The 12149-nt window shown below is 39.0% G+C and carries 15 protein-coding genes; 7 read left to right on the plus strand and 8 right to left on the minus strand.

Translation table 11 applies throughout. From position 1 onward, the window contains the following. Window positions 1-198 precede the first annotated feature (198 nt). From C7H19_RS01970 to C7H19_RS01980, 3 genes are all read right to left on the minus strand, one after another. Entirely contained in the window at window positions 199-495 is a 297-nt protein-coding gene (locus tag C7H19_RS01970; protein ID WP_181280506.1) for a hypothetical protein, read from the minus strand. A 43-nt stretch (window positions 496-538) separates the two neighbouring features. Further along, window positions 539-949, minus strand: coding sequence for a peptide-methionine (R)-S-oxide reductase MsrB (gene msrB / locus C7H19_RS01975; protein ID WP_219907566.1), 411 nt, complete (start codon window positions 947-949; stop codon window positions 539-541). An 85-nt stretch (window positions 950-1034) separates the two neighbouring features. After that, the gene (locus C7H19_RS01980) at window positions 1035-1328 is read right to left on the minus strand and encodes a YggT family protein (RefSeq protein ID WP_106455215.1); all 294 of its coding nucleotides are present in this window, start codon (window positions 1326-1328) and stop codon (window positions 1035-1037) included. Between the two features lie 63 nt (window positions 1329-1391). Between C7H19_RS01980 and C7H19_RS01985 the strand changes: the two genes are divergently transcribed. From C7H19_RS01985 to fmt, 6 genes are all read left to right on the plus strand, one after another. After that, complete coding sequence (locus C7H19_RS01985; RefSeq protein ID WP_106455216.1) at window positions 1392-2426, plus strand: metallophosphoesterase family protein; 1035 nt, start codon at window positions 1392-1394, stop codon at window positions 2424-2426. Window positions 2427-2435: 9 nt separating this feature from the next. Continuing rightward, window positions 2436-3335: a ParA family protein gene (locus tag C7H19_RS01990; protein ID WP_106455217.1), complete on the plus strand. Its 900-nt coding sequence runs from the start codon at window positions 2436-2438 to the stop codon at window positions 3333-3335. 12 nt (window positions 3336-3347) lie between these two features. Further along, the gene (locus C7H19_RS01995; RefSeq protein ID WP_106455218.1) at window positions 3348-3650 is read left to right on the plus strand and encodes a TIGR03792 family protein; all 303 of its coding nucleotides are present in this window, start codon (window positions 3348-3350) and stop codon (window positions 3648-3650) included. A gap of 218 nt (window positions 3651-3868) precedes the next feature. After that, complete coding sequence (locus tag C7H19_RS02000; RefSeq protein ID WP_106455219.1) at window positions 3869-4420, plus strand: phycobiliprotein lyase; 552 nt, start codon at window positions 3869-3871, stop codon at window positions 4418-4420. A gap of 269 nt (window positions 4421-4689) precedes the next feature. Further along, on the plus strand, window positions 4690-6603 hold the full coding sequence (gene dnaK / locus C7H19_RS02005) for a molecular chaperone DnaK (RefSeq protein WP_106455220.1): 1914 nt from the start codon (window positions 4690-4692) through the stop codon (window positions 6601-6603). An 80-nt stretch (window positions 6604-6683) separates the two neighbouring features. Then, window positions 6684-7673: a methionyl-tRNA formyltransferase gene (gene fmt / locus C7H19_RS02010; RefSeq protein ID WP_106455221.1), complete on the plus strand. Its 990-nt coding sequence runs from the start codon at window positions 6684-6686 to the stop codon at window positions 7671-7673. Between the two features lie 10 nt (window positions 7674-7683). Here fmt and C7H19_RS02015 read toward each other — a convergent pair whose 3' ends face one another. Beyond that, window positions 7684-8040 (minus strand): DUF6464 family protein, encoded by a 357-nt coding sequence (locus C7H19_RS02015; RefSeq protein WP_106455222.1) that lies wholly within the window; start codon window positions 8038-8040, stop codon window positions 7684-7686. A gap of 179 nt (window positions 8041-8219) precedes the next feature. Further along, window positions 8220-8999 carry a PEP-CTERM sorting domain-containing protein gene (locus tag C7H19_RS02020; RefSeq protein ID WP_106455223.1) on the minus strand — a complete coding sequence of 260 codons (780 nt, stop codon included), beginning with the start codon at window positions 8997-8999 and terminating at the stop codon, window positions 8220-8222. A gap of 273 nt (window positions 9000-9272) precedes the next feature. Here C7H19_RS02020 and C7H19_RS02025 point away from each other — a divergent pair, with 273 nt between their 5' ends. Beyond that, on the plus strand, window positions 9273-9806 hold the full coding sequence (locus C7H19_RS02025) for an RDD family protein (protein ID WP_106455224.1): 534 nt from the start codon (window positions 9273-9275) through the stop codon (window positions 9804-9806). Window positions 9807-9979: 173 nt separating this feature from the next. Here C7H19_RS02025 and C7H19_RS02030 read toward each other — a convergent pair whose 3' ends face one another. The 3 genes from C7H19_RS02030 to C7H19_RS02040 all read right to left on the minus strand — a co-directional run bounded on the left by C7H19_RS02030 (window position 9980) and on the right by C7H19_RS02040 (window position 12135). After that, window positions 9980-11059, minus strand: coding sequence for a Gfo/Idh/MocA family protein (locus tag C7H19_RS02030; RefSeq protein WP_106455225.1), 1080 nt, complete (start codon window positions 11057-11059; stop codon window positions 9980-9982). Between the two features lie 150 nt (window positions 11060-11209). Next, the gene (locus C7H19_RS02035; RefSeq protein ID WP_106455226.1) at window positions 11210-11749 is read right to left on the minus strand and encodes a chemotaxis protein CheW; all 540 of its coding nucleotides are present in this window, start codon (window positions 11747-11749) and stop codon (window positions 11210-11212) included. 20 nt (window positions 11750-11769) lie between these two features. Further along, on the minus strand, window positions 11770-12135 hold the full coding sequence (locus tag C7H19_RS02040) for a response regulator transcription factor (protein WP_106455227.1): 366 nt from the start codon (window positions 12133-12135) through the stop codon (window positions 11770-11772). Window positions 12136-12149 lie beyond the last annotated feature (14 nt).

The raw sequence follows: 12149 nt of genomic DNA on the forward strand, positions 1-12149 counted from the left end.
GGCAATCAATTTAACGTGAGACGTTTACATAGTAATTATTCTACCCTTATTTCCTCTGGTTTCTCGTTTAAGTCCCATTAGCTGAATAAAGACAAAAAAACAAGCCAATTTTTATTATGTCTTCAAAAGTAGTCCGAGCGCTTCAGTGATTTCCTCAACCCATGAAGATGTTGGGGGGAAATATAACGATCGCATTTACTATGTTTCGTCTTCTGGTAAATCACCTAATCCAGTTATTGATTCAAGCATGACCTCCATCTTACCTTGTAAACGATTAAATTGATGTTCCATACGCTCAAGACGGTTTTCGATGCGATCAAATCTAGAATCCATCTGGTCGAATCTAGAATCCATATGCTCTTCTAATGCACTGAAAGCTTCACTAATACGACCGTCTGGTTCTAAGTCTAATTCTAGTATTTTAATGCGCTCAACTGCATTGGCTAATTGTCGTCTAAGCTGATTGATATATTTATTTTGTTCTTTTTCATTCATTTTTATGATTTTTCTCTAGGTAGGGGATTTCTCCCCATTCTAACTAAGCTTTCGGAACAAATTTCATCGCTACACCATTCATACAATAACGTTTACCGGTTGGTGCAGGTCCATCATTAAAGACGTGTCCTAAATGTCCCCCGCAACGATGACAATGGACTTCGGTACGTGTCATAAACAAGGTGCGATCGACTGATGTTCCAATTGCTCCGGGGATCGGCTCATAAAAGCTTGGCCAGCCTGTCCCACTATCAAACTTTGTTTTTGAGGTAAACAGGGGTAAATCGCACGCAGCACAGGCAAAAACACCATCTGTATAGACTTTATCGAGGGGGCTGGTACCGGCTCTTTCGGTGCCATGTTTCCGCAAGACGTTAAATTGTTCGGGTGTGAGTGTTTCGCGCCATTCTTGCTCAGTTTTGTTGATTTCAAATTGTTCTTTTGAGGTTGCCATAACGTTTGTTCCTAATAAATAATTGGAAAACCAGCTTGTACCAATGATTACTGTACCCATTTCTAAAAGTCTGCGTCTGTTCATTTTAATGAATCCTAGTCGCCATTGTTAAAAGACCCTGCTGACCGATTAAGATTTCTCTTAATAGGGTACATATTCCCACCCAAATGATTGGGGAAATATCGACACCCCCAATAGGTGATATGACTTTACGAACGGGAATTAATAAGGGTTCGGTGGGGAGCGCAATAATGTTAAAGGGAAAACGATTGAGATCGATTTGAGGATACCAAGTTAAAACGATCCGAAAGATAAAAAATAACGTCATTACGCTTAAAATGATTCCCAGTCCCCAAATTGCGAGCGTCATCAGATCCATAAGCTTAATCTTCCTTAACATTCTTCTTATATTTTAACAAATTCGTTCTATTGCTTGAATATCATGATTTATAGCCGTCGCAATTTATTGATTTTAACGGGGAGTTTGTGCGGGTTGGGTCTTGCTATTGCTTCGCGTCAAACTCAAGCATCACTTGGCTTAAAAGCACCCCCTAGAGGTGATGTCCGCATTGTAGTGATTAGCGATCTCAATAGTCAGTACGGTTCAACGACTTATGAAAGCGAAGTGACTCAAGCGATCGCACTTATCCCCAACTTAAAACCCGATCTCGTTTTGTGCGGTGGCGACATGATTGCAGGACAAAAAAAAAGCTTGACAAAAAAGCAAATTAATGATATGTGGAAGGCTTTTGATCATCATATTGCTGCACCACTGAGAAAAGCTAAGATCCCGTTTGGGTTTACCATTGGAAATCATGACGGTTCGGGTAGTTTATCACAAGGAAAATATATCTTTCAAGCAGAACGAGACTTAGCAGCCATCTACTGGAAAAACCCGACACATGATCCTAAGCTAAATTTTATCGATCGCTCAGGCTTTCCTTTTTACTATACTTTTACACAAAACAAGATTTTTTATCTCGTTTGGGATGCTTCAAGTCATATTATTTCAGAAAATCAAATCGCTTGGGTGAAAAAAAGCCTAGGGAGTCGTGACGCACAACGAGCTAAAATGCGAATAGCGATCGGACATCTTCCCTTATATGGGATATCTATTGGACGCGATAAAGTGGGAGAATTTTTAGATAATGCCGAGCAATTACGTTCACTTTTGGAAAAATATAAAGTGCATACTTATATCAGTGGACATGATCACGCTTATTATCCTGGAAAACGTGGTCAATTAGAATTATTACACGCGGGTGCTTTGGGGAGTGGACCAAGACAACTCTTAAATAGTAACTTACCACCCACTAAAACGCTAACCGTAGTAGATATTCATTTGGGTAAACAGGAGACTATTTATACCACATATGATCTTAAAACGCTGAGTGTAATCAATATTCAAAGCTTACCGCGTTTTATTATGGCTCCAAATGGTAAGATATTCCGTCGAGATCTTCAAGCAGAATCATAGGTTAGTTGTATGGGAACAATTATTAGTACTGTAAATATGAAGGGAGGAGTCGGTAAAACGACTTTAACCGTTAATTTAGCCACTTGTCTCGCTAAATATCACCAAAAAAGAGTTTTAGTTTTAGATTTAGATGCTCAGATCAGTGCTACCCTATCATTAATGTCGCCTCATGATTTTGCTAAGATCCGTCGTAAAAAACGAACATTAAGTTATTTACTAGAATCTGTTATTAGACCCAATCCACATAATAAATTAACCATAGAAGATATTATTTATCCGAGTGTGTGTGAAATTTCTGGTTTAGATATTTTACCCGGAGATATCGAACTTTATGACGAATATATTGTCTCGGAAATGTTGCACAAACAAGCAAAGTTATATGAAACTTCGGAGTTTGAAAAAGTCTGGAATAATTTAGAACGAGATTTAATGTCTAAAATTCTTGCGCCAGTTATGGAGCAGTATGACTATATTATTATGGATTGTGCGCCTGGATATAATTTATTAACTCGCAGTGGAATAGCTGCTAGTCAATTTTATATTATTCCGGCACGTCCTGAACCTTTATCGGTTGTGGGAATGCAACTTTTAGAAAGACGAATTGTTAAACTGAAAGCGAGTCATCAAAATGAAGATGGAATTAATCCTAAACTATTAGGAATTGTTTTTATTTTATCAGGTGGCGGATTATTGAGTCGATATTATAATCAGGTGATGCGACGAGTACAACAAGATTTTCAAGCGCAACAATTATTTGAAAATTCGATCCCAATGGATGTTAATGTAGCTAAAGCAGTGGATATGTTTATGCCTGTAGCTGTCGCTTTACCTAATTCTAGCGGAGCTAAAGCATTTATTAAATTAACTGAGGAATTTTTGGTTAAAATACAAAAAGCAAATCAAGAATAGAAATAAAATATTATGGTTATTGAGTGGCTCAAGTTCAAGATTAATCAAGAGCGAGAAAAATTTATTGAGAAAGATGCTGAGATTTGGACAGCAAGTCTGAGTAAATATCCTGGTTTTTTAGGTAAAGAAATCTGGATTAATCCTAATAATGAATCCGAAATTATTTTTATAATTCGCTGGAAAACACGGGAAGAATGGAAAGCTATTCCACAAAGTATTTTAGACGAAACTGAAAAAAAATTTGCTCAAGCATTGGAAAATAGATCTTATGAAATGCTTGAATCTAAGGAATATCAAGTCAGGAAATTTCCTTAAGATTAATAACGATATTCTTTTCGGGTTTGGATACCTTACCTTATAAAGTCATCAGTGACCAGTCAGTGAATTTCCTTTTCTTTTATTGTGTACTGTGTACTGATTACTATTCACTGTATCAAAGGATTGGGCGATTATTTTCCTTACATTTAATCTGTACTTTATTGAATTGATTTATAATTTTATAATTTGAATAAATCTATCAGAAACCGAACAAAATGAATACATCTGCATTTATTGAATTCTTTGATTGCTGTGTTGGGAGTTGGAAAACTGAACGAACCTATCACTATCTAGCTTATCAAGAAGTTGAACGCTCCCGAACCGAATTTACAGTCAAACCCCTAACACCCGAAATCAAAAATAAAGTTCTTAGTGATAATCAGTATAAATCCTTAGAAAATTTAGATGAATTTCCAGGATTTAACTTAGAATTTTATACGATTTCTGAAAAAGGAGACGAAGTATCACAAAATCTAAATTTATTATTTGTTGCCAAAACCGAAAATAATTTAATCTTAGAAGGTGATTACTTAAGAGATCGAGCTTATGAAGAAGCACGACCTATTATATCTCATTTTCAATTTAATTCTCATTCCAAAGAACTTTTAATGACGACAAATTATACACGGACTGTATCAGTAGATTCTATTATTCTAATCAATCCTAACCTACGGCTCAGACGCATCATTAATTATCAACGTCCCCCAGAAGGTGAACCCCCCCAAAATGTGGTTTTAGTCGGGTTTGGTGTTGAACAAAAACAGTAATCAGTAAACAGTAATCAGTAAACAGTAGAGGAAAAATAACGAACTCTGACTGATTACTAATAACTGAAAATACTGATGACTGATGACTGATAACTGACTAAACCCGTCATTATAGGTTCGGGAAACTACACTATCGCATACATACTGATTCCCGTCACTATAGAGATACATCACTGAACTGAAAGCATAGTTGGTGTTGCCGCTAGACTCCCTTACAGTTCAGATTTTAGTCAAGATTATATAGTTACACTGGAGCAGCACTAAAAAATATGGGAAAAGTTGTTGGAATAGATTTAGGGACGACGAACTCTTGCGTAGCAGTTATGGAAGGTGGTAAACCAACTGTTATTGCTAATGCAGAAGGGTTTAGAACTACACCGTCTGTCGTTGCCTATGCGAAAAATGGCGATCGCTTGGTGGGACAAATTGCCAAGCGTCAGTCAGTCATGAACCCGCAAAACACCTTTTACTCAGTTAAACGTTTTATAGGTCGTAAATTTAACGAAGTTACCAACGAAGCAACGGAAGTTTCTTATAAAGTTTTACAAGATAGCAACGGAAACGTTAAGTTAGACTGTACTGCGGCAGGAAAGCAGTTTGCACCCGAAGAAATTTCCGCACAAGTACTGAGAAAATTAGTCGAAGATGCTAGTAAATACTTAGGTGAAACGGTTACACAAGCAGTGATCACCGTTCCCGCTTACTTTAATGACTCCCAACGTCAAGCTACAAAAGACGCGGGTAAAATTGCAGGTATTGAAGTCTTGCGGATCATTAATGAACCAACTGCTGCTTCTTTAGCTTATGGTTTAGATAAGAAAAGCAATGAAACGATCCTTGTTTTTGACTTAGGTGGTGGTACCTTTGACGTATCGATCCTAGAAGTCGGTGATGGTGTATTTGAAGTTCTCGCTACTTCTGGAGATACTCACCTCGGAGGGGATGACTTCGATAAAAAAATCGTCGACTATCTCGCGGGTGAATTTGAAAAAGTAGAAGGAATTGATCTTCGTAAAGATAAACAAGCTTTACAACGTCTCACAGAAGCCGCCGAAAAAGCTAAAATTGAGCTTTCTAGCGTGACTCAGACTGAGATTAATCTCCCCTTCATTACCGCGACTCAAGATGGGCCAAAACACCTCGATACTACCCTCACACGCGCTAAATTTGAGGAACTCTGTTCAGATCTGATCGATCGTTGTCGCATTCCCGTCGAAAATGCGGTTAGAGATGCCAAAGTTAGCAAAGAGCAAATTGATGAAGTCGTTTTAGTCGGTGGTTCTACCCGTATTCCTGCGGTTCAAGAAGTCGTTAGAAAAGTACTCGGTAAAGAACCCAACCAAGGTGTTAACCCTGATGAAGTTGTTGCTGTAGGTGCAGCTATTCAAGGTGGGGTACTCGCAGGTGAAGTCAAAGACATCTTACTTCTCGACGTGACTCCTCTATCCTTTGGGGTAGAAACTCTCGGTGGTGTGATGACTCGCATTATCACCCGCAATACTACCATTCCGACGAAAAAATCCGAAGTTTTCTCGACTGCTGTTGATGGACAAACGAATGTAGAAATTCATGTTCTCCAAGGGGAACGAGAAATGTCCAAAGACAATAAGAGTCTTGGTAACTTCCGTCTAGATGGTATTCCTCCTGCACCTCGTGGTGTTCCTCAAATTGAAGTGACTTTTGATATTGACGCTAACGGTATTCTTAACGTTACCGCAAAAGATAAAGGAACAGGTAAAGAACAGTCGATCAGCATTACTGGTGCTTCTACTCTACCAAAAGACGAAGTAGAACGCATGGTTAGAGAAGCTGAAAGCAATGCGGGTACTGATAAAGAACGTCGTGAGAAAATCGATCGCAAAAACCAAGCAGACTCTCTTGTGTACCAAGCAGAAAAACAACTTAAAGACTTTGGTGACAAGGTATCCTCTGCCGATAAACTGAAAGCAGAAGGTTTGATTACTGAGCTTAAAGATGCGATCGCACAAGATGACGATAACCGCATCAAAACCCTCATCACTGAGTTACAGCAAACCCTCTATAGCATCGGTACAAGTATGTATCAGCAAGCGGGTACAACGACTGAACCTACGGGGACTGATGACGGTGCAACCGGTGGTAATACTCCTCCTTCGGGTGGTGGTGATGATGTCATCGATGCCGAATTCTCCGAAACCAAATAAGTCATTCTTGAATAAACTTGTAGAGACGCACCATGGTGCGTCTTTACGCTTATATATATTGCGTTTTAATTGAAGCAAACATGAAAATCGTTTTTTTTGGTACGCCATTTTTCGCCGTTCCTACCCTAGAAGCCTTATTAAATTCCCCTAATTTTGAAATCATTGCTGTTGTTACCCAACCCGATAAACGGAGAGGCCGAGGTAATCAATTACTCCCCTCACCCATCAAAAAATTAGCCCTAGAACATCAATTACCAGTCTGGCAACCCAAACGAATAAAAAAAGCCAAAGAAACACTTTCTAGACTAAAAGAAACCCAAGCTGATGTCTTTGTTGTGGTGGCATATGGACAAATCTTATCGCCCGAAATTTTAGCGATGCCTCGTCTGGGCTGTATTAATGTTCATGGCTCCCTTTTACCAAAATATCGCGGGGCGGCTCCCATTCAATGGAGTATCTATCACGGAGAAACTGAAACGGGTATTACGACGATGCTGATGGATGAAGGGATGGATACGGGAGCAATGTTATTGACGGCACGAACTCCCATCGGACTTTTAGATAACGCCGAACAAATTAGCTCTCGTCTGAGTCAACAAGGCGCAAATCTTCTGATTGAAACCCTCTCACAACTCGAACAAGAGGAAATTGAAGCGACTCCCCAAAATTCAACAGAAGCAACCTATGCCCCTCTCATTCAAAAAGAAGATTATCAGATAGACTGGACTAAATCGGCAATAGCGATTCATAATCAAGTTAGAGGATTATATCCCGATTGTTTTGCCTTTTTTCGTGACCAAACCCTCAAAATTACGGCGACTGTTCCCCTCATCTCATTTTACTGGAGTGAACTTTCTTCACTACAAAAAATACCTCAGACTTTACCTACTTTTGCTGAAGGAACTAGAGGACAAATTGTTGGTATCCTCAAAAATATTGGCCCCGTCGTGCAGACAGGAGATGGATTACTGGTGTTACTACAAGTTCAATTAGCGGGGAAACGACCCCAGTCAGGCAAAGATTTTATTAATGGAGTGCGTCTAGCTGCTGGAGTAGACCAATTGAGTTAATTTAGTTTAGTTAATTTCTAGCTTCAAAAGAGCGACAACCCTCACAGGGACCTTCTGGATTGACGGCACAGCGTAAAATTTCCGAATGAGCATTAAAACGACACTCAGCATCACCAACAACCCAGCGCCCATTAATTAAGCTTTGTTCGTCTAGTGATTTAGCGGCTTGCACATAAAGAGAAATTTTTTGTAAACAATAGCCACCAACCTTGTATTGATAGTGGTGGTGGCGTTCTAGTACTGCGTAGAATTTGCCCTCTAGGTCTAAATAGTTACCGGGTTGGGGCATCCAGTCAAGTTGAATTTTGCCAAGGCTCTGACGAGGATAAGTCAGAATAACCTCTGTTGGTAATAAATCTGGCTCCATAACACCTTCATGTATTCTAGGTTACTTCTAAGAGCATAGTAACTAATTCCCCTTACTTCATGCCTAGTTGTTTATATTTTCTCTAGAATCATTCCATTTAAGATAAAACGCCAAAACAACCTAGCAACACAAATGAGACCAATCACCGCTAGGTAGCCTTTACAGGATAAAAGCTTAATCTATTTTTCTTCTGTTTTACGTTTAAGAGAAAACGCTCCTGTACTAAATACAGCCAAAAGACCTAATAAAGTAGAAGGTTCTGGAATTTCATAAGTCCCAATTTGATTGATGGATAAGTCAAAGCCGCGATTGCCTGTTATGATAAGCTTCACGTAGTTAACCATGCTCAAATCAACTGGCCCACCCATCAAGATTTCGTCAAAGCTAAATAAGGCTGAATCATCAGTTGCGACACCACCAGGATTAAAGCTTTTTGTGACGGTCGACGCATTCATTCCATCGAAAACAATAAGCTGTAAGTTGAAAGCGATTCCCTCAGAAGAATAGTCAATTTTAATCCCTTTTTCGTCATTGGCTCCACTAAGAACATTAAAGTTTTGCTGACCCGTGGCCATCATATTATTCCACGTCAGTTCAGCCTTTGAATTTGTTTTACTATTGTTGTCGAGATCAAAAAAACCATCATAATTACCACTACCCGTAAAAACACTGGCATTGGATGATAGACCTGGTGCGAGTGAGGTCGTTTGAGTAAATTTAATCTCACGTTGTCCACCGATGACTTGGTTTGTAGGCCCTGTAAAGGTATTAGTTGCCATTTGCCCAGGCCCATTTAAAAAGATTGGGTTAGTACCAGTATCAGGCAGTGGAAAGCCAGGTGGCGAGCTAATAGGAACATCAAAGGTATCTATTAAAAAGGAGGCGGCTATTGCTTGAGAGGAACCTATTGCCAGGCTACTCGCTGTTAAGCCGATGATTAGTAAGTGTTTGGTTTTCATCTCTTTTGTTATGAGTCCTAGATTTTGAGTTAGTATAAGGGGTCTGTCTGTTAGCTAACTAAATGTGTGATGTCTTAATTTGATTTTATTGTTACTATAGCTATTAGTTTTAAAAATGTCTAGTCTTCATAAAAAAATCATCTTAAAATAGTGGATTCAATAACAAAAAGATCGTAAAATCCATAGAACTTGATGATTAGACTGAGGGAAAACGAATGTATAACAAACAACAATTCCTTTTTAATTTATGAACGGTCATGTATCGAGATCAATATGAATGAAGACTCCCAACCTCTAAAGCTTCCTAAAGTTTCTATTGATCGCCGTGCTTATGCGTTTCTCATCGATTTTGTCACTGTTTGGCTCGTCAGTTCATTTGCGGGCACAGTTTGGCTGTTACAATTTTTAGTATTTATTGTTGCGTGGTTTGCTCTAAGAGTTGTTTTGGTCGAAAAAAATAAAGGACAAAGTTTAGGGCGTTGGGCTTTAGATATGAAAGTTATTGATTTACGCTTTAAAAGGATTCCTGGTTTGGTTGAACTAGCCAAGCGTGAAGGAATCGTTGGGCTGTGTGCGGCTTTGACTATGTTAGGACTTAATTATACTTTTCCCAATCCTATATCGATGATTCTCCTCTCTTCATTTCTTTTAGCCGATTGTGGGATGGCTTTAGGAGATGAACAGTATAATCAAGCTTTTCACGATCGCCTCAGTGGAACAGTAATTATACCGAGTAAGCGGGGCTTTTCTCTCGATCTAAGATTGAAGCGGCTCTGGCGCGAAATTAAGCAAAAAATGAGGAAATGAATTTACCGTAAAAACACTGAATAACAATATATAAAAAGTTTAAAAAACTTTATTTTTAGAAATTTTATTGATTAATATTTTTGGAAAATCTATCAAAAGTTAGATTTTTTCCGCTAGTGTAGGGGTTTGGTCTCCAAACCCGTAATTTGGTCCCCAAACCCTTCTACATTAAACTATCGTGAAACCGTTGATAAAGGTGTATTCAAATACTGGTAATTCCAATCAGACTGTTGCCAAATCTGTCCATCGAGCGCCATTTGTTCGATCAAACTAGCTAAACGCAGAGCTTTTAAGGCTTGTTCGCCACCAACAGACGGTTGATCACCACCTCGTACACAATGCACAAAATGTTCTAATTCTGCGTGTAAAGGTTCAATATTGCTCGTATGCACTTTTTCAATTAAGCCATCTTGACGATACAACACCTGACCATGATCAGTAATATAGTTAGCGGTGGTTTGACGATGGATTAAAATTTCGTTGTTTAAGAAATCAGCTTCGGTGAGGGAGTTCTTACAATGTGCGGCTAAACGGCGGATTTTGCAATGAGTGACTTTACTCGCGGTTAAAGTAGCAACAACACCATTACTAAAACCTAAAGTTGCTGTCACATAATCTAAATAATTAGAGTCGGCTGATGCACGATTACCACTCGCCGTTAATTTAACAACGGGTGCGGCCGCTAATTCTAATAAAAGATCGATATCATGGATCATTAAATCTAGAACAACAGACACATCATTCGCCCGTTGCGAATAGGGACTCATGCGATGTGCATCTAGAGCTAAAATTTCTTCGGTTTTGAGAACTTTACTCAATTCTTGAAATGCAGGGTTAAAGCGTTCAATATGTCCGACTTGCAAAATACAATTGTGTTCGGCTGCTGCATTAACTAGAGATTCGGCTTCAGAAATGGTCGCGGCGATCGGTTTTTCGATCAGTGTATGAATTCCTGCCTGTAAACAATCCATACCTACTTTGTAGTGTAAACGAGTCGGGACTGCTAGACAAATCGCATCAACATAAGGCAATAAATCAAGATAGTTTTCAAAAAACTTAACTCGGTATTTAGCCGCCGTATCAATGCCGCGCTCTACATTAACATCAGATATTCCGACTAACTCAACATCCTTTAGTAAACCGAGGACGCGAGTGTGATGTTGTCCCATATTACCAACGCCAATAACACCCACACGAATTGGGCGACGGAGTTGACATCTGGCTCCTACTGTGCTTTGTTCTTGATTGGTCATGAATATTACTCCTTAACACTCCTCCACCGAGAAATTCCTTTTTAGCTCGGTTTCGCTAATTTAGGAATAATTTCTCCTCAAGATACTAACACAGTTATTTATCCTTTTCCTAAGTTTTGTTAAGACTTTCCTAAACCGTGATTGTTGAGGCTATTTGGGCATTGCAGCAAGAATCGCCGCACCATCAAGGACAATTAATAGATCACCGTCGGAATTTAGCCAATAACCCCGTAAAAAAGGAGCCAAACTTAAAGATATTGCCGAAGCAGGTGGCGACTGAATTTCGTCTGGGTTACACAATTCGATATCTTCAACTTGACTCACCACAAGACCTAGCATTTGATTAAGAGAGCGAGTTTGATTCGACTCGTCTTGAGTATTATTAATGACGATCGCACGATAATTAGAAATAATTCTGGTTTGTTGGTGAGTCGGTGTTAAGCCTAAAAGATGACCTAAATCAACCATCCAGAGAACTTCTCCCCGCCAATTATAGACCCCCATCACCCAAGAGGGCATCTGAGGAATTGGTATAATCTGACCAATGGGAATGGTTAACACTTCGATCAGTTGAGTCACCGGCAACATTACGGTTGTCTCTGGAACGAGATAAAACCGTAAAAATTGTTCTTGAATCCCCGGTTTTTGGAAATTTGAAACGGATGATGGGATAAATCCTTCAAATGACATAGTTTTTCACACAATCATGATTAAGTACGGAGCAAATTTTTAACGGTACGCACCAACAAGTCTTGATCGATGGGTTTAGAAATATAAGCATCTGCGCCTTGTTTCATTCCCCAAAATTTATCCATTTCGCTATCTTTTGTCGAACACATAATAATCGGTATTTTCCGTGTTTTTGCTTCGCCTTTGAGTTCTCGACAAATTTCAAAGCCACTGCGTCCGGGTAAAACAACATCTAAAATAATTAAATCAGGGATTGATAAGGTTAGTTTTTCTAAAGCCTCTTCACCGCTCTTGACGGTTAAAACAGTAACTCCGGCTGATTTTAAATAGTAAGTAATAATTTCTCTTTCTGTTAAAGAATCTTCAATAACTAAAGCGATACTCATAATGATTGCCTAAT

The sequence above is a fragment of the Aphanothece hegewaldii CCALA 016 genome (assembly GCF_003007785.1).
Lineage (GTDB): Bacteria > Cyanobacteriota > Cyanobacteriia > Cyanobacteriales > Microcystaceae > Chroococcus > Chroococcus hegewaldii.